This window comes from Sutcliffiella sp. FSL R7-0096, assembly GCF_038595065.1.
Lineage (GTDB): Bacteria > Bacillota > Bacilli > Bacillales > Bacillaceae_I > Sutcliffiella_A.
Genome location: NZ_CP152003.1, coordinates 3,122,135 through 3,140,695 on the forward strand (window position 1 = coordinate 3,122,135; position 18,561 = coordinate 3,140,695).

Sequence of the window (18,561 nt, forward strand, 5' to 3'; positions counted from 1 at the left end):
TAAGAAAGAAGGTGAATTATACCGTTTAACTTTTTGAAATCAAAAAAAGAGACAGACCCCACTGCCAAATGGCAAGGTCTACCTCTTTATTGGTTATCTTCATTTTGCTTTTGGATGGTCTGCAGTGCTTCCACCCGATCCTTCTCTTCTTCAAAGTATTGAACAAGATCTCCGATGCGATCTATCGCATTCCAACTCAGATGATGTTCGATTCCTTCCACATCTTCATAGATATTTTCTTCGTCCACGCCTATTACTCTTAGGAACTGTTCAAGCAATTCGTGACGATATACCAACCGCTTACCGATTTTCTTCCCTTTTGAAGTCAGTACCAGGCCACGATATTTTTCATAGATTAAGTATTGGTCCTTATCTAGTTTCTGAACCATTTTTGTTACAGAAGAGGGATGTACAGCCAATGCTTCGGCAATATCTGACACACGCGCATATCCTTTATCTTCAATTAACATGTATATCTGTTCTATGTAGTCTTCCATACTTGGGGTAGGCATAATATCCCTCCATTTCCAATCCACGTACTAAGCCGTCATTTAAAATGATACCCCAAGACTCATAGGATGACAAGTTAGGGTTTTGTTACAGTAGAGTTGGGCTATAAAACCAGTCACATCCTATCGTATTCGTAAGAATTAAAGTGAAAAATTTGAATATCGACTTTTACTTCTTTCAACGATTCTTTTTCCAGGTAAAAGTTATTGGAAGCTTTTAATTCCTTAAATGCTTTAGGATGTTTCCTATACCATTTTTCACCAGTATTTAGTAAATCCAATTTACTTTCCACCCCTTTATCATACAGTTCCATCACTTGCTTTTTTATGTCCTCTTCCAGGTTTTTTTTCAACTCATCTACAGATACATCCTTTAACTTTTCTAGCAAATCGGCCCTTGAGGATAGTTCAATAGTAAATGACGGTGAAGGTGTGTCTTTCTCATAGGTGATTTTTAATTTAGGGCTGGAAAGTTTTACTGCTGCCACTAATTCTTCCCCCTCCCTAACCTCGCGATCAATAGCAATTTCACCAGCCACCATCCATTCTAGAAATATCGCATCATCTAAGGGAATATTTTTCACATACGTCTGTTGTTGATATACAGAATACCCATTTAAGTAAAGCACAGGAAACTCCTTATCCGTGTGCCATGTACTATCATCTATGGAGACGGACGGAAGTTTCGCGATACCCATCGGCTCGTAATAAGACCTTAAAAAATGTAATAGGGTAGTTGGTTGCAACTCATTTTGAGCAAGACCGTGTGTTTTTCCTTTAAATAGAACCGTATATACGGCTGGGTAATTAAATAGAGCTTTTATTGAAAATATCTCTTCTATGCTTTCTTCCGTAGTCACAACCCGCAACGTATGTCTAAGTGATTTGTTCCTGGCAATCTCCTCTAAGACTTCCTTTGATTTGCTTTTAATCAGACGTTGACTAACTAATAAGGTACTTACATGTCCAAAGTAAATAGGTGGTTCTGCTTTCTTATATAATTCACTTACAGCAAGGTTTAACGTCTTCCCTCTAGCAGTTCCGACAAAGCTTGGAATTTCTTCAACTGGCTTTCCTCCTTCCTGTTTTGCCACATTGGCGAAATTCAATCCTTGGAGGTATACGATATATTCCTCTTCTGCTTCATCATAGTCCATACCAATTGCTACTATATAGGTAAGGTCCTGGATATTCTTTATGCCTCCGCAACCCGTAAGCAAAAAGATACAAACAAGGATGGATAAAATACCTTTACTATTCACTGCTGATTCCCCCTTGTTGCGTCATCTGGACTCGTGGATTCGTTCCTTGTTTTGTAAAATTGAACAGGTGCCCTTAAGAAGGATTTCACTACTTCTTTCAGTTTTACAGGTGCAAGGGAACCAAAATAGGGAGCACCAAAAGAAGTCAATGTAGAAAAATAAAACACGGTTAAAATGAAGCCCAACACAATACCGAATAACCCAAAAAATGTACTCAATAAAATAACGGAAAAGCGAATGATGGTGATAGCTGAACTTAATGATTGGTTAACTAATGTAAAAGATGCGATATAGGTGATGGCAGCAACAACCAACATGGTCGGAGACGTCAATCCAGCTCTGATCGCAGCATCCCCGACAATTAGTCCTCCAAGCACGGCTACAGTTTGTCCAATAGCTCTGGGAAGCCGTACACCAGCTTCATTGAAAAGCTCAAAGAGGAACAAAATGATAAACATTTCAATGGGTGCAGAAAGTGGCAAACCAAATCGTGAGACAGAAATAGTGGCAACAAGCAGATATGGAATTTGTTCAATATTAAAAGAAGAAAAGGCGATCCATAAACCTGGTAAAAAACCGGAAACCATGATCCCAATCATCCTAATCAACCGCTCGACCGAAACAAAGGCAAAATTCATATAGGTATCTTCAGGTGATTTTGTTTGAAGAAGTAAATTGACCGGAGCAAATGATGCTGTCGGATTTCCATCCACTAATAAAGCAAAACGCCCCTGGTTTAATATCTGAACCACAAAATCCGGTCTTCCTGTAAAATCCATAGTGGGAAAGACAGAAAACGGTCGATCTCGAACAGTGGATTCCAATTCATAGGCACTGGTCAGGATATCTAATTCCACATTGTTTAATTTCTTTCGTATTTCCTCCAAGACCTTTTTGTCTATAACATCATCAAGGTAGAGCAAAGCTACTTTCGTTTTACTTCTTTTTCCAATCGTAAATTTCTCCAAGCATAGCGAAGGGGTATGCAGTCTCCTTCTGATTAAAGAAATATTGGTTCTTATATCCTCAACAAACCCATCTTTAGGTCCACGGATTGAAGTTTCAAGAGCAGATTCCTCAGGTTGGCGCTTAGGAATTTCTCCAGCTTTCATACTTAAAAGGCTTTTCTCTATGTAAAAAATCACATCTCCATCAAAAAGCAAAGAAGCCACATCTTCCAACGATTTGGAGGTGACCTCTTGCACTTGAAATAGAGTCTGCAGATGTACTTTGACGGAGGTTTCCTTACACTCGCTAAGCTTGGGTAAGATATATTGATTTAAATACTGAAGGTCGACGAGGCTATCTATATATAGAAGTTCAAAGGTTTCTGAATCTGTACTATGTTTATTAAAAACAACATCCTGGCTATGACTAAATTGAGACTTAAGTTGTTCAACTTTGTCATGGATTCTATGGTTATTATCCTGGCTTATTGTATTTTCCATATGATTCCTCTCTTTTCCTCATCACAATTATCAGTAAGGCTGATATTAGTATTTGAAAAAGAAAAAACGCCATACATGCTGGTAAAAAATAACGATAGATAAACTCATAGAAATAAAAAGTTTCCACTTCCATCCACATTACCCCGAAAAAAATCAGGTATATCCCTCCCACTAATATCGGGTTCAACTTATAATGTTTTTTCTTTTTGGTGAGGAATGTAGCAGCAAGGTAAATGAATAATCCGATTCTTATGATGGCACCGCTAAGCCATTGATAAAGAGCAAAAAAGTCCAGATGTGAAATATACTCACCAATCTTTAACACCCTCCATTGTTCATAGGCTGGATAGCGAAAAAAAGCGGATTCTACTGGTCCAAATTCCATGATGGCAGCAGTCAGTGGACCAAGGATTAAACCCGTCAATATGGTAAGCAGGATGAAGAGTTGATGGAACTTTATCGGAGATTGTGAATATGGTTGCAGTAAAACGACAATATAGATTTCAAGCAGCCCCGATAAAGTATAAATAACCCCTTTGAATACAGGCATGTAGCCTTCACTCAACAGTGGAAATAGTAGGCTTGGCTCTTTTAAGGTGGTATTGGTGATAGCAATGAAAATACCAAAAAGCATTACTAACGGAAGTAAAAATCCACTAGAAATAGCCATATATTTAATGCCGCCAAGTGTAACAATGAAACACACCAAAATCATAATGAAATTAATCATCATAACAGATGCATCTGATAAGAAATATGCATTCAGCCAAATCATTAAATCTCGTAATGTGATGTAGGCACCCATGAAAAGAAATAGAACGACCGGGAAAGATAATATAGCGGAGGCTAATTTGCCAAGACGTTTTTCAACCATCGGAAAGAACCCTTCATCAGAGCTGTTTTTGGCTATAAAATAAACCAACCATAAAAAGATGATGGCTATGGGGTAGGCAATGATTACACTTAACCAACTGTCCCTTCCCGCAGCATTCAAAAGGTTCGGGATTAGGATTACGTGGTTCAGTAAACCTGTTGATAATACCACCATCATGAACAGCTGTCTTGGAATTAGGATTTTCGTGACGTTTTGCATAGGCATCTCCAGCTTCATTAAAGTATGTTTATCTTCACCTATATTTGATAAATTATGCCATTTTTTATCTGGATTATGAAACAGAAAGGCTCTTTTCTCAAAGATTGTTGCTATCCTCTAGTAAAAAGTCGGCAGTTGGACTTTTTACTAGAAAAGTCGGCAGTTGGACTTTTTACTAGAAAAGTCGGCAGTTGGACTTTTCACTGATTAGAAACTTTAAAAAATGCAGTAATAAATTTCGTGCTACAGGGAAAAGAGCACGATAATAACGAATATAACGGTTATTTTATAAGTACCTAAAAGCAACAAAGTTTACGAAAAGAGCTAATAGAAAAAAACGAGAAGATCCCTCTAAGGGTTCCTTCTCGTTTTATGATCTATCTTATAATCCGCATTTCAACTGTGCACCACAGTCTGTGCATGTATTACATCCACCGATTTCTTTTACTGTACCAACACGGCAAACAGGGCATGTGTTCCCTACTTCTGATCCGTATTGAACATTGGTCGAGCGCAAATCGTTGATTGTTTCCACAAGTACGACCGGCTTCTTTACTACATCTTCCATTTGAATCTGCTCGCCTTCGTCCATGGTGTTTTCTTCGGCTTTCAGGGTTAGGACTTGGGAGTCACGGCTTCCATCCACATAGACGGTACCACCTTTTGCTCCACCTTTGTAGAGGCGTTCGTACACTTTTTTCACTTGATCCACTGTATATCCTTTTGGCGCATTAACCGTTTTGGAAATGGAGCTGTCAATCCAGTTTTGGATGATGCATTGGACATCGGCGTGTGCTTCAGGAGCGAGTTCCATTGCAGAGATGAACCAGTTTGGAAGGTTCTCCGCATCTGCTTCTGGGTTCGCATCCAAGTATTCTTGAACGATGTCCGCTTTGACTTCAATGAACTTCCCTAGACGTCCACTGCGGAAGTAAGAGAAGGAGAAGTACGGTTCTAGACCTGTTGATACGCCCACCATTGTTCCAGTAGATCCAGTTGGAGCCACCGTTAATAGGTGAGAGTTACGAATACCTGAAGTCATGATGCCTTCTTTGATATCTTCCGGCATTTTGCCCATGAAGCCTGTTTTTGTGAATGCTTCACGTAGGCGATTTGTCTCTTCTACTGTTGCACCCTCTAAGAACGGGAAGCTTCCTTTTTCTTTTCCAAGTTCCACTGAAGCACGATATGCAGTAACCGCAATCGTTTCAAATACTTTATCTACAAGCTCGTTGCCTTTTTCAGAACCGTATTCTGTTTCACAATAGATTAGAAGATCGTGAAGGCCCATTACTCCAAGTCCAACACGGCGCTCTCCTAATGCTTGCTTTTTATTTTCCTCCAAGAAGTATGGCGTCGCATCGATGACGTTATCTTGCATTCTTACGCCGACTTCTACTGTTTGTTTCAACTTTTCAAAGTTTACTGTTTTGGTTTCCTTGTCCGCAAATTGAGCAAGGTTGACTGCTGCCAAGTTGCAGACAGAAAATGGTGCGAGGGGTTGTTCCCCACATGGGTTGGTTGCTACGACCTTTTGTCCGTATGCTTTTGCATTTGTCATATCGTTGGCATTGTCGATGAAGAAAATGCCCGGCTCTGCTGAATATGTCGCACAGATATTGACTAAGTTCCAAAGCTCTTTGGCTTTAATTTTTCTGTATACTCTCACCTTGTGTCCTTGCTTTTCCCATTCACGAACATCTCCAACTTCTGACCATTGCTCATTGTATAGGGCCATTTCATCTTTATCATATGCTTCCACATCAGGGAAACGAAGATCGAAGTCTGCATCGTTCTCAACAGCTTCCATAAATTCTTTTGTGAGCGTAATGGAAATATTGGCACCTGTCAGGAATTCTGGGTTATGAACCGTGTACGTTCCGCCCACTTTAAGCTTCTGCTCTGCATCTTTTATGATTGCTTCTGTAAATCCGCCGTATCCAGGGATGTGCTTGAAGTTTGTAACAGATTGGTACATGGTGATTTCCTGATCTGTCAATGGTGTAAACTTCAGCTTATCCTCTGCCGCTTTTTTGATGCTTTCGTCATTTGTATTTTCAATTAGGTAGCGAAGAATTCTAGGGTTTTGCATTTTGGAAATGATGAATTCTACGATATCAGGATGCCAGTCTGCTAGCATGATCATTTGAGCTCCACGTCTTGATCCACCTTGTTCAACAAGATGAGTCAACTTTGCAATGTCGTCCAACCAGGAGACACTACCAGAGGATTTACCGTTAACCCCTCTTGCAAGGGCGTTTCGTGGTCGAAGCGTTGATCCATTTGTACCAACCCCACCACCGCGACTCATGATTTCCATCACTTGTTTACGATGTTCGGATATTCCTTCACGGGAATCCTGTACGAACGGCATCACATAACAGTTAAAGTATGTTACATCTGTGTCTGCCCCAGCTCCGTATAGCACACGTCCTGCTGGTACAAAGTTCATGTTCACCAGTTCATGATAGAACTTTTCGAACCATTCCTGACGCTTCTCTTCCGTCGTTTCTACCGCTGCCAACCCTTTCGCGTTACGTTTGGCAATTTGCTCGTAGAAGACTTCAAGTGGCTTTTCAATAACATCTAAGGAACGGACGACAACTCCAGTTTCAGCTTCACCTTGCTTTGTCAAAACTCCACGATACTCTTCCTCAATTAGTACAGAAGCTTTTTTGGTAGACCAGTCTATGTCTTGTATGTAACCAAGACCTCTTGCAGGGAATTTTGGGTCTTCTTTAATCGTTAGTACAACAAAATCTCCAGCTGTAAGCGTTACTTTCTCGGTATCTTTAAATGCGTAACGATCGAGCATGACCAGGCGGGAAACACCTTTATGTGTGGTGGTCATGTCCTCTGTAATGGGGTGTACTTGAGGAAACAAGCCGATGTCCTTGTTCAAGCGTTCTACATCAATTTTTAATTTGGATTCATTAATTGCGATCGTCATTATTACAACTCCTCTAAAACTAGTAGTTCTACCAAATATTACTTCTGTAAAATTTGTTTGTACAGATAAGGTATCATATCTGCCAATAAAATATCAACATATAGTATTTAAAATATTTTCGACACTACTATATATTGATTTTCTGCGAAAGAAATCTAAATTTGTCAAATTGTAAAAGCGTCAAATCAGAGAGGAAATTCAAGAGAAACGAAGATTACATTCTATTTTCGAAGCATAATGACTTTTTTTGTCGCTTGCGCATTTTTACGAAATATAGCAAGCCTACTGTATCAACGTTTTGAGAAAATCCTCCCTATTTGGCGAAAAATATTTTTTTATTTTCCATTTTTGACTTTTACATATATAGTCGACTCTTTACACTACCCTACTACATATAGTGCAAAACAAAAAGATAACGAGAATTTATTCCTCGTTATCTCAGACTGTTGACCAACTATAAACTAGTTAGGTTATCTGTTGGAAGAGTTGATCTTCGTTGCAGGAGCTAAGCTATCCGCGGGCAGTCCGGAAGCCTCCTCGGGCTACGCCCTGCGGGGTCTTCCATGTCCTTTCCTCCCGAAGGAGTCTTCGCACCTTCCACTGCGATCAACTAGAGAATTTCTTTATTTTAACCTTTGTCTACATACTGAGATAACGAGAAGTTATTCCTCGTTATCTTTTATAATTCCACTCGTCTGTGGAATATTTCTTTTCCATGATTGCATGTACTTCAGCCAACTCTGCTCCCGTCAACTCATGTGGTTCAAGCGTGATATTTAAGCCTTTTTCAAATCCCATATAAAACGCCTTTTTTGCTTCCTCCATGGTGACTGGGATTTCGCGAAGGGCATTGATTGCCACTGCTTTATTTTTGAAGTTCTTCTGCATCCGTTCCTTCACTCGTTCACTCGGGTAGTTGAACAGGCTAAAAAGTAAATCCTCATCAATATCCAGTAGAATGGAACCGTGCTGCAGGATAACACCTTTTTGACGGGTCTGCGCACTGCCGGCAACCTTCCTTCCCTCGACTACAAGTTCATACCAGGATGGTGCATCAAAACATACGGAAGAACGAGGGTTCTTTAACCCTTGCTTTTCCTCTTCTGTTCTTGGAATCGCAAAGTATGCATCAAGTCCAAGCGCCTTGAATCCTTCCAAGATACCTTCTGAAATCACCCGGTATGCTTCTGTAACCGTCTGGGGCATTTCTGGATGTTCTTCAGATACGATGACACTATATGTCAGTTCCTTGTCATGAAGGACGCCTCGTCCACCTGTTGGTCTCCTTACAAAACCTAGACCTAACTCTCGTACGCGTTCCATGTTGATTTCTTTTTCTGCTTTTTGAAAATAGCCAACAGATAAAGTAGGAGGGTTCCAACCGTAAAATCGAATGGTGGGTGGAATCTTGCCTTCACTGTGCCACTCTAATAACGCTTCATCAAGCGCCATATTAAATGCAGGAGATTGATCCTTAGAATCAATGAACCTCCAGATTTCTTTGGTCATATTATGTACCTCATTTACTTCTATATGATAGATTAGTCTACCAAAACTCCCATTTGATTTCAAAGTTAAAGCTTGGTATTTTTTATTGTGAATAGTAGAAAAGGATGACATTTCTCTTAAGCTTTTATATAATATACTTTGGTAGAAAAAGAAAAAGAGGGGTTGTCTAGTTTGGCTTTGTACGTAACATTAGGAATCTTGGCAGCATTTATCGTCTATTCAGTGATCATGTTCATTTACCAACGTAAAATTCTAACAACCTTAACGGAAGAAGAATTTCGCGCTGGTTATCGTAAAGCGCAGCTGATTGATGTCCGTGAGCCGAAAGAGTACGAAGGCGGGCACATCCTTGGCGCAAGAAACATTCCTTTGTCTCAAATGAAAATGAGAATTAGAGAGGTACGCCAAGACCAACCAGTCTACATTTATTGCCAGAACACCATGCGCAGTGGCCGTGCAGCTCAAATGTTAAAGCGTAAAGGCTACACCCAGCTTTATCAACTTAAAGGTGGATTCAAGCGCTGGGGCGGTAAAATTAGAACGAAGAACTAATAGAGCTCTTTTCTCAAACTTTGTTACTAGTAAAAAGTTGGCAATTGGACTTTTTACAGCATAAATTCACTAAAATTGGCATGTAAGCTGTTTGGGAAAACCGAGAAAAGAGCACGACAGCTAGGAATATACGGTTAGACCAATCATGCGAAAAAGCAACATCGTATGCGAGTATAGCATATAGATAAGAGCACTTGCAGAGTGAGTAACTGCAAGTGCTCTTTTGTGTTTATTGTACGGTATTGTTTAATGTTTGATTGATCTGTTCTATGTGACGTCGTTCATGGAACCCAATTAATTGTACCCATTGTTGTGCGGAAAGATCGCCGATCCAGCGATGATTGAAGCCATATTTATGTAGCGAAATATCGTCCACTTCTTGAATGAACGTGTTCAAGTTGGCTCTCGATTGCTCCAACAGCTCTACTAATTCCTCTTTCGTGTATGGGTGTTCGGATGGTGTGATGTCTTCTGGCGCTTCCACCTTATATGTTCTATTGGCAAGCATTTTTGCTAGGGGTAAATCTTTTTCTTCCACTTCATTTTTTACTTCCAGCGCTTTACTTAAGCCGTTTGTTATCTTGTTTTCAATTAGGTAAAGGTGCTCAACATTCTGAGAGACAGTCCAGATGGTGTCATGCTTTTCATGCAGTTGTTTTTCTGAGATTCCTTCTAGCAGTTCAAGTAGCTCTTCTCTTGCTTTATAGGTTTGCTCATAGTACATTTGCGTTCCCTCCCTTTGTTTCTAGTTATATCTTAAGGCTTTTTGGGGAGTTTGAGAAGTGATATGTGGTGGAGGTTGATTATGACTTGGAAGGAATGGAATGTTTTGTGGCCCATGAGGGTTTATCCTTCAAGTTTTTATTTTATCAACCAAGTTCGGTTGTTTATCAACCAACTAGCCAAACTCTTTCAACCAACCCCATTTTCAGATAGATATTTTGTGAAAACGGATTTGGACTTATGCTTCATGCACCCAAATTGTGTTAAAGGGACTCATTTAAACAATAGAGGAGATGCTATATCAAGAAAAAATGAAATATATCTGGAAAAAACTCAATATATCCGGAATTTTCAAGATTTATCATGAAATTTTAAATTATATCTGGAAAAAACAGATTATATCAGGAAATCGACCTTCTCCGTCAAAATTCGACACGCAGACACACACTCGAACCACTTATACCCCAGCTCCAAAATCCCAACATTGAAAAAAAGAGAACAGGCGTCCCTGTCCTCTCTCCAATCCAAATCCCAATTAAGCTTCCTTCTGATAACGCAACACAGGCTTACGGGCTGCCAACGTCTCATCCAATCTCTTAATCACTGTTGTATGAGGTGCTTCTTGCACCACTTCCGGACTTTCTTCCGCTTCACGTGCAATCTGGATCATCGCTTCAATGAAGGAATCCAATGTTTCTTTTGATTCCGTTTCCGTCGGTTCAATCATGATGCACTCTTCCACATTCAATGGGAAGTAGATCGTTGGCGGGTGGTAGCCGAAGTCAAGCAGACGCTTTGCGATGTCCAATGTACGGACGCCAAGTTTTTTCTGACGCTTACCGCTCAATACGAATTCGTGCTTGCAATGTCTGTCAAACGGCAGGTCGTAGTGCTCTGCCAGACGACGCATCATGTAGTTCGCATTCAGAACGGCATATTCTGTGACTGCTTTCAATCCATCCGGACCCATGGATCGAATATACGTGTAAGCACGTACGTTGATACCGAAGTTTCCGTAGAATGGCTTCACACGGCCGATTGAATCTGGGCGGTCGTAATCGAAACCGAATGTGCCATCTTCTTTTTTCACTACTAACGGTTTTGGCAGGTATGGGATCAAATCCGCTTTTACTCCAACCGGTCCAGAACCTGGGCCTCCACCGCCGTGAGGGCCAGTGAATGTTTTGTGTAAGTTCAAATGAACCACATCAAAGCCCATGTCCCCAGGGCGAGCCTTGCTTAGTACCGCATTCAAGTTTGCTCCATCATAGTAAAGCTTTCCGCCTGCATCGTGGACAATGCGAGCCATCTCAAGGATGTTTTCCTCAAAAAGTCCAAGTGTATTCGGGTTGGTCAGCATCAAAGCAGCCGTGTCTTCCCCTACTACTCTGCGAAGATCCTCTAGGTCTACCAAACCATTTTCGTCGGATTTTACCGTAATGGTTTCAAGGCCTGCTACTGTTGCAGATGCCGGGTTAGTTCCGTGCGCGGAGTCAGGAACGATTACCTTTGTTCGGTTATGGTCCTTGTTAGCTTCATGGAACGCACGGATCATCATAAGTCCTGTCCACTCACCATGAGCTCCAGCTGCTGGTTGCAAGGTCACTTCGTCCATCCCTGTAATCTCGATCAGGTGCTCTTGCAAGTCGTGCATCAATTCCAACGCCCCTTGGACAGTCGATTCATCCTGTAACGGATGAATATGTGCGAAACCAGGGAAGCGTGCCACGTTTTCGTTGATTTTTGGGTTGTATTTCATCGTACAAGAACCTAGCGGGTAGAAGCCAGAGTCCACACCGTGGTTACGATTACTTAATGCCGTATAATGACGCATGATATCAAGTTCGGAAACTTCCGGTAGTTCCGGTGCTTCCTCGCGGATGTATGCAGCAGGGAAAAGTTCCGCTAAATCTACTTCGGGTACATCGTTTTCAGGCAGGCTGTATCCGATACGACCTTCTCTGGACATTTCAAAAATGAGTGGTTGATTTTGTTTATTCATTGGTGATGAGCCCCCAATTCTTTCGCTAGTGTGTCAATTTCCTCTTTTGTACGCAGTTCCGTTACCGCAAGTAACATATGGTTTTCTAGTTCAGGGTAGTACGTCCCTAAGTCGTAGCCACCAATCAATCCTTTTTCAAGAAGCTTGCGATTGACTTCCTTAATTGGAGTGGACAGCTTCACAACAAATTCGTTGAAGAACGGACCGCTAAATGTTACTTTCAGCCCAGCAGCTTCCAACGTTCGCTTGGCGTATTGCGCTTTCTGGATGTTTTGTACCGCCATTTCCTTTACACCTTTTTTGCCGAGTGCCGTCATGGCCACAGAAGCAGCTAATGCGTTCAATGCCTGGTTGGAACAAATATTAGAGGTCGCTTTATCACGACGGATATGCTGTTCACGCGCTTGCAACGTCAGAACGAATCCGCGTTGGCCTTCCTCATCCACCGTTTGTCCTACTAATCTACCAGGAACTTTACGCATCAATTTTGATGTGACGGCAAAATAACCACAGTGAGGGCCACCGAATTGTGTAGGGATACCGAATGGCTGTGCATCACCTGTTACTATATCAGCGCCAAATTTTCCTGGAGGCGTCAAAGCACCAAGCGCCAATGGATTGGATGATACAACAAACATTCCCTTGTCTGTATGTGCAAGCTTCTCAATTTCTTGAAGTGGTTCGATTTGGCCGAAGAAGTTTGGATATTGAACCATGACGGCTGCTACGTCACTAGATATCATTTCTTCAAGTGCCGCTAGATCGGTCACTCCGTCTTTTGTTGGAATTTCTACGACTTCCACATATTGGCCTTTTGCGTACGATGTAACTACCGCTTTCGCTTCAGGATGTACAGCACCTGAGATTAGGATTTTCTTCTTTCTTGTATGACCGCATGCAAGCATCGCTGCTTCTGCGAAGGCGGTTGGGCCATCATACATGGAGGAGTTCGCAACGTCCATGCCAGTTAATTCGCAGATCATTGTCTGGAATTCAAAGATTGCCTGTAGCTCACCTTGTGAGATCTCGGGCTGATAAGGTGTGTATGCTGTGTAAAATTCAGAACGGGAAATGACGTGATCTACGATAACCGGCATGTAGTGATCATAAACGCCTGCTCCCAAGAAGGAGGCATGCTTGCGTAAATCTTTGTTTTTCGCAGCCAAATCACTTAGTTCGCGCATCAATTCTGATTCAGATTTTGCCTTTTTGATTTTCAGTTCTCCGTCATAGCGGACGCTTTCCGGGATGTCTGAAAAAAGTTCTTCTATGTTTTCTACACCGATTACTTGCAGCATTTCCTGGATGTCTTGGTCTGTCATCGGTAAATAACGATGTTTCATGTGAGTTCCCCTCTCCGGTTCGTTTTGGGTTATTAATATAAAATCTGTTAAAAGGTAGGTAAACACCACTGTTGCTCTCCGCAAAAGGCTTCGCTTACCCAGAGGGCCACCTTGAGCCTCCTCGGCAAGCCTGCGGGGACTCAACATTGTCGCTACTCTCCCGCTGGGGTCTAGTCCTTTTGCTCCAAGCAAACAGCTACAAACCTTTTAGTTTTTTGGTCGTTGGTAAAAAGGTGTTTTGACGACTTTCGCTTTAAGGCGTTTTTTACGCACCTGTACTTCTACTTCCGTTTCAAGCTCCGTGAAATCTTTTTCCAATAGCGCGAGTCCGATGTTTTTCTTTAAAGTAGGAGACTGTGTACCTGTTGTCACCTCACCGATTTTCTTATCCCCGACGAACACTTCATAGCCGTGACGCGGAATCCCTTTGTCTATCATTTCAATTCCCACTATGCGACGAGGGGCACCGTTTTCACGTTGTTCTTTTAATACTTCTTTCCCAAAAAAATCTTCTTCTTTATTCGTTTTTACTGCAAAACCGATCCCTGCCTCGATCGGAGTAATGTCTTTTGAAAGCTCCTGGCCATATAGAGCGAGGTTGGCTTCAAAACGTAGTGTATCTCTGGCTCCTAATCCGCAAGGAACAAGTCCATCCTCTTCTCCAGCCTTAAGCAACATGTCCCAGAGTTGTACAGCATCTTCTTGCTGGCAATAGATTTCAAACCCGTCTTCGCCTGTGTATCCGGTTCTGGAAACAAGAGCAATCACACCATTGATATCTACATTTTCATTAAATTTAAAAAATTTGATCGCTGAAAGATCTGTGTTTGTCAGCTTTTGAAGGATATTCTCTGCCAAAGGTCCTTGGATTGCCAATTGGGCAATGCTTTCCGAGATATTGGTCACTTCCACTTCCTCTGTTGCGTGGCTTTTTAACCAGTCAAAATCTTTTTCAATATTGGATGCATTCACAACAAGCAAATAATCTTCGTCCGCCTTTTTGTATATAAGAAGGTCATCCACTGTTCCTCCGTCTGGATAGCACATCGCTGTATACTGTGCACCGCCATCCTTCAACTTGGAAACATCATTTGTCATCATTTTCTGTAGGTAAGCTAGACTGTCTTTTCCTTTTACTTCAATTTCTCCCATGTGGGAAACATCAAATAAACCGGCTTTGGTTCGTACCGTCTCGTGTTCATCTTTGATACTTGAAAATTGAACCGGCAAATCCCATCCACCAAAATCAATGGTTTTGGCACCATGGTTTTTGTACGCTTCAAATAATGGTGTTTTCTTAAGTTCAGTCATTACTTTTCTCCTCCTTTTACTAACCAAAAAGAATTTCAACCTACTATTTTTCTTTTACTCCTCAAAAAAAGGACAGAGAAACTCCTTTTTCAAAAAAGAGTTCTCTGTCCCTTGCACCTGAAAGTTTACCTTATGTAGAAGGCTTTCCCCTTTGGTGGTTTGTCCATGCACATCATGAATAAACGCTCTCCAGAGTTGCGTCCAACAAGAGTCTTTTTGCCTGAGAGATTCACATGTAGTCTGCTTGCTCCTTCGGCGCTGCCGCATCTTGATGGACAGTCTCTCCCCTTGTTCTCATTCGCAATATAATATTTTTTACAAACATGGTCATACTAGATAGGAAGCTAGAACATTCATGTTTATTTTGGTAGGTAAAATCGCCTTTCAAAGCTCACTATTATCCTACCATTAGACAAAGGATTCTGGCAATACAAAAACACTGATCATTATTATTTTTATATAGCTAAATGTTCGGCTTTAAACAAGTGATTTATCAATATTTTCTAATGAAAACGCTATCCTTTTGCAACATACTATAAATTGGATAATTCAGAAAGGATGCACATCGATGAATGTAGAGATTATTTTTGATAAAGAATGGCAGGAAGAACTCCTCAAACGAATGACAGACGATGGACCTTGGGCAAACTTCGAGTTATTCAAACTAGCTTTGGAAGTAGAAAACCATCTTAGCATCCCTGAGTTTGAAGGGCTGCTTGCTCCTTCCCATCTACCACAGCTCACACCACTTCCACATCAGTTGGAGGTAGCTAGAAATGTGGTGGAAGAAATGAATGGCAAAGCCATACTTGCGGACGAGGTTGGCCTCGGTAAGACGATTGAAGCAGGTCTTATTCTCAAAGAATATATGATTCGTGGACTGGTAAAGAAAGTATTGATACTAGTCCCAGCTTCCCTCGTATCCCAATGGGCCATTGAGCTGAATCAGAAGTTCTATATTCCTGCAATCGGACAGAAGAAAAGCTATGTGTGGGAGCAATGTGATGTGGTGGTTTCTTCCATCGACACAGCTAAACGGAGTCCCCACCGAGAGATTATCAATAGTCTTGAATATGACATGGTGATCATTGATGAGGCTCATAAACTGAAAAACAATAAAACAAAAAACTATGAATTTGTGCAGAATTTGAAGAAGAAATTTTGCTTACTATTAACGGCCACCCCCATCCAGAATAAAGTGGAGGAAATTTTCAACTTAGTTTCTCTCCTTAAGCCTGGTCATTTGGGGAGTGAGAGCAATTTTTCCGAGGTATTCAGAGCGAAGGACCGAAAGCTGGATAACGATGAGTATTTAAAAGAACTGGTTAACAAGGTCATGATCCGGAACAGGCGTGGTGATACTGGTATCGATTGGCCAAAGCGGAATGTGGAGTCGTGTATCATCGAGTTCTCAAAAGAGGAACAGGACCTTTATGATGCAATCAATCAGTTAAAGGCTGATCCTTATGTGCCGATTACAAGTCAGTTTTCTATTATGACGTTGCAGCGGGAAGCATGCAGCAGTCGGGAAGCCGTTTACTATACGGTCAAGAACATGATTGAAAGGAAGCAACAGGAGAATCCTCATTATCAGCCTTCACAGCGCCTTCTGAATATATTTGAAAAAATTGATTTGGTTGGAAGGAATTCAAAAGCGGAAAAAGTGTTGGAGCTCATCCGAAAAGTGAAAGACAAGGTGATCATCTTCACGGAATACAGAGCCACTCAGATGTATCTCCAATGGTTCCTGAAGCAAAATGGCATTACCTCCGTTCCTTTCCGAGGTGGATTCAAGCGCGGGAAGAAGGATTGGATGAGGGAATTGTTCAAAAATCATGTTCAGGTGCTTATTGCGACAGAGGCCGGGGGTGAAGGAATCAACCTCCAGTTTTGTAACCATATCATCAATTATGATCTACCTTGGAATCCAATGAGACTGGAGCAGCGAATCGGACGTATTCACAGGCTTGGGCAGGAACGGGATGTTCATATCTACAATTTTGCAACAAGCAATACGGTAGAGGAGCATATTTTAAAGCTGCTTTATGAAAAGATAAACCTGTTTGAGCGGGTCATTGGAGAACTTGATGATATCTTGACAAAGATGGAGATCAAGAATTTGGAAGAACATATCCAGGATATAATGCTTCACTCCAAATCTGAAGGTGAAATGAAAATAAAAATGGAAAACCTCTCATCTATCATTGAATTTGCGGATCAGATGAAAAAGGAGGAAGAGCCACATGCAGCAGCGGGAAATTCATAGATTTTTGGAGCGTTATTTTACAGCAAACAGCTGTGAAATTGTCGAGAATACCAATAGTCACCTTGCCGTCCAGTTGTCCATTGATATGGACAAGGAACTGATGAACCGTCCTTTCTATTGGCACTATCTGGAGAAAACTGGCGGCGAACCAAATCCGATGAAGATGACCTTGATCACAGACAGCAACAAAGCACCGGAAGACCTTAAAGGGGACCACGTTCATTTCGGCTCTCCCAGGATGCACCAAATCTTCGAGTCCACGAAGAGTCTAGCTGGGTATATCCGCTTGTATGAAAATGTTCAAGCGCATAACGGTGCGGGACATCTTCCCCTTCATCCATGGCTGAACGTGAACATGAAAGTAAGCTATCAATGCGACCGTAAGAAGGACGTAATCATGTCACTCGGGATCCACCTGATTACAGGTACTATTTTGGAACGTTTTCAAGAAGAAGTAGCAAGGATGAACATGACACCCAAAATACCCGATTTCTGCTTTACCATGACCCCCATCATCATGCCGGCAAGCGGCCTTTCGCGACTTGAGCATTATGTGAATGGATTTATCGCAAGTCAAGATCATCAATGGGCAGATGAAGCCAGGAAGCGTTGGGAAAAAGATCTTCAACTTTTACAACATTTCTACGAGGATGACGAAGAAAAGCCAGAAGCTTACGAAACGGAGAAGAAGGCTCTACAGGAGCAGTATGAGCCGAAAATTCATGTAACAATTATTAACGGAGGCCTATTCTATCTTAGTCCTTCCTTTATTAATAACATACACAATGGGCGATAATCCTCTACCATTGTGTATGTTTAACTTATATAATAGAAAATCCAATATACATGAAGGATCGTCACCATACTGTATCCACAAACAGCTGTCGCACTCACCACTTTTAGGATGATGGACTTTAGTTTCAAATTCCTTTTAATGAAAAAAAATAATAAAAAGGAAACTCCCAGTTTAAAGGAAAGAAACAAGAATGGACTTGTTTCATAAAGTGCTTTCATCAGGGGGTTCACTTCTTCAATCATTTGAAATTGAAGGCCATAGTAAGTCGCAGCTCCATCAAAAATATTTAATAATAGCAAAACGATTAATAGTTTTCTGACCATCGTGTCCCCCCTTATGTTCTCTTACAAGAACTATTATACCCTTGTCGTTCTTAATAAAACAATTTTTTGTTCTTTTTCAAGAACATTAACTTTTAGTCATACTTTATATTTTATCCAGTTCGCCGAAATCAAATCTGAGATATAAAAAAGGAGTGAGTCTGACCCATTGGATGAGCGCTCACTCCTTTTTCATATTCTAATAACTTCTTCCGGTCCTAATCTTGAAATTAAAACCATACTCGATTCATTTCACTTAGAAACTCTTTCGTAATCGGAAAGCCAGCACTTTCCCCTATGACAGCATCAATTCCACAATGTGGGCATACTGCTGTATCCTCTTGGTCTATCCATTCTGATATCAATGAAGGATTGAAAATCTCTAGACAGAAAAAACATCCGCATGCCGCGTCCTTTTCTAATTCTCTTCGATGATGACTGCTAAACTTATGTGCTTTTGCTAAATACTCTTCCATA

General features: G+C 41.2%; 16 protein-coding genes and 1 riboswitch. Of the genes, 4 read left to right on the top strand and 12 right to left on the bottom strand.

What is annotated here, in order from left to right:
• Positions 1-86 precede the first annotated feature (86 nt).
• From mntR to MKY77_RS16060, 6 genes are all read right to left on the bottom strand, one after another.
• Positions 87-512 (bottom strand): transcriptional regulator MntR, encoded by a 426-nt coding sequence (gene mntR, locus MKY77_RS16035; RefSeq protein ID WP_237664158.1) that lies wholly within the window; start codon positions 510-512, stop codon positions 87-89.
• Between the two features lie 113 nt (positions 513-625).
• A complete protein-coding gene (locus MKY77_RS16040; protein WP_339146824.1) occupies positions 626-1,771 on the bottom strand; it encodes a Ger(x)C family spore germination protein in 1,146 nt (381 codons plus the stop codon).
• Positions 1,768-3,219: a spore germination protein gene (locus MKY77_RS16045; RefSeq protein ID WP_339146825.1), complete on the bottom strand. Its 1,452-nt coding sequence runs from the start codon at positions 3,217-3,219 to the stop codon at positions 1,768-1,770. The genes MKY77_RS16040 and MKY77_RS16045 overlap by 4 nt, the downstream gene beginning before the upstream one ends.
• Positions 3,194-4,312 (bottom strand): endospore germination permease, encoded by a 1,119-nt coding sequence (locus tag MKY77_RS16050; protein WP_339146826.1) that lies wholly within the window; start codon positions 4,310-4,312, stop codon positions 3,194-3,196. The genes MKY77_RS16045 and MKY77_RS16050 overlap by 26 nt, the downstream gene beginning before the upstream one ends.
• Before the next feature lie 382 nt (positions 4,313-4,694).
• Entirely contained in the window at positions 4,695-7,262 is a 2,568-nt protein-coding gene (locus tag MKY77_RS16055; RefSeq protein ID WP_339146827.1) for a vitamin B12-dependent ribonucleotide reductase, read from the bottom strand.
• A 672-nt stretch (positions 7,263-7,934) separates the two neighbouring features.
• The gene (locus MKY77_RS16060) at positions 7,935-8,771 is read right to left on the bottom strand and encodes a biotin/lipoate A/B protein ligase family protein (RefSeq protein ID WP_339146828.1); all 837 of its coding nucleotides are present in this window, start codon (positions 8,769-8,771) and stop codon (positions 7,935-7,937) included.
• Between the two features lie 171 nt (positions 8,772-8,942).
• Between MKY77_RS16060 and MKY77_RS16065 the strand changes: the two genes are divergently transcribed.
• Positions 8,943-9,323, top strand: coding sequence for a rhodanese-like domain-containing protein (locus MKY77_RS16065; RefSeq protein ID WP_237664152.1), 381 nt, complete (start codon positions 8,943-8,945; stop codon positions 9,321-9,323).
• A gap of 229 nt (positions 9,324-9,552) precedes the next feature.
• On the opposite strand, the gene MKY77_RS16070 is transcribed toward MKY77_RS16065, so the two are convergent.
• Complete coding sequence (locus MKY77_RS16070; RefSeq protein ID WP_339146829.1) at positions 9,553-10,047, bottom strand: DinB family protein; 495 nt, start codon at positions 10,045-10,047, stop codon at positions 9,553-9,555.
• Positions 10,048-10,128: 81 nt separating this feature from the next.
• Here MKY77_RS16070 and MKY77_RS16075 point away from each other — a divergent pair, with 81 nt between their 5' ends.
• On the top strand, positions 10,129-10,413 hold the full coding sequence (locus MKY77_RS16075) for a hypothetical protein (RefSeq protein WP_339146830.1): 285 nt from the start codon (positions 10,129-10,131) through the stop codon (positions 10,411-10,413).
• 168 nt (positions 10,414-10,581) lie between these two features.
• On the opposite strand, the gene gcvPB is transcribed toward MKY77_RS16075, so the two are convergent.
• The 3 genes from gcvPB to gcvT all read right to left on the bottom strand — a co-directional run bounded on the left by gcvPB (position 10,582) and on the right by gcvT (position 14,702).
• Positions 10,582-12,048 carry an aminomethyl-transferring glycine dehydrogenase subunit GcvPB gene (gene gcvPB, locus MKY77_RS16080; protein WP_339146831.1) on the bottom strand — a complete coding sequence of 489 codons (1,467 nt, stop codon included), beginning with the start codon at positions 12,046-12,048 and terminating at the stop codon, positions 10,582-10,584.
• The gene (gene gcvPA, locus MKY77_RS16085) at positions 12,045-13,391 is read right to left on the bottom strand and encodes an aminomethyl-transferring glycine dehydrogenase subunit GcvPA (RefSeq protein WP_339146832.1); all 1,347 of its coding nucleotides are present in this window, start codon (positions 13,389-13,391) and stop codon (positions 12,045-12,047) included. The genes gcvPB and gcvPA overlap by 4 nt, the downstream gene beginning before the upstream one ends.
• 207 nt (positions 13,392-13,598) lie before the next feature.
• The gene (gene gcvT, locus MKY77_RS16090) at positions 13,599-14,702 is read right to left on the bottom strand and encodes a glycine cleavage system aminomethyltransferase GcvT (RefSeq protein WP_339146833.1); all 1,104 of its coding nucleotides are present in this window, start codon (positions 14,700-14,702) and stop codon (positions 13,599-13,601) included.
• Positions 14,703-14,900: 198 nt separating this feature from the next.
• Positions 14,901-15,000: riboswitch (glycine riboswitch) on the bottom strand.
• Positions 15,001-15,270: 270 nt separating this feature from the next.
• Between gcvT and MKY77_RS16095 the strand changes: the two genes are divergently transcribed.
• Positions 15,271-16,968: an SNF2-related protein gene (locus MKY77_RS16095; protein ID WP_342515380.1), complete on the top strand. Its 1,698-nt coding sequence runs from the start codon at positions 15,271-15,273 to the stop codon at positions 16,966-16,968.
• Positions 16,946-17,764, top strand: coding sequence for a YqhG family protein (locus MKY77_RS16100; protein WP_339146835.1), 819 nt, complete (start codon positions 16,946-16,948; stop codon positions 17,762-17,764). The genes MKY77_RS16095 and MKY77_RS16100 overlap by 23 nt, the downstream gene beginning before the upstream one ends.
• A 20-nt stretch (positions 17,765-17,784) precedes the next feature.
• On the opposite strand, the gene MKY77_RS16105 is transcribed toward MKY77_RS16100, so the two are convergent.
• Both MKY77_RS16105 and MKY77_RS16110 read right to left on the bottom strand, forming a co-directional pair.
• Entirely contained in the window at positions 17,785-18,087 is a 303-nt protein-coding gene (locus MKY77_RS16105) for a DUF5658 family protein (RefSeq protein ID WP_339146836.1), read from the bottom strand.
• Positions 18,088-18,314: 227 nt separating this feature from the next.
• Positions 18,315-18,560 carry a cytoplasmic protein gene (locus MKY77_RS16110; RefSeq protein WP_339146837.1) on the bottom strand — a complete coding sequence of 82 codons (246 nt, stop codon included), beginning with the start codon at positions 18,558-18,560 and terminating at the stop codon, positions 18,315-18,317.
• Between the last annotated feature and the right edge of the window lies 1 nt (position 18,561).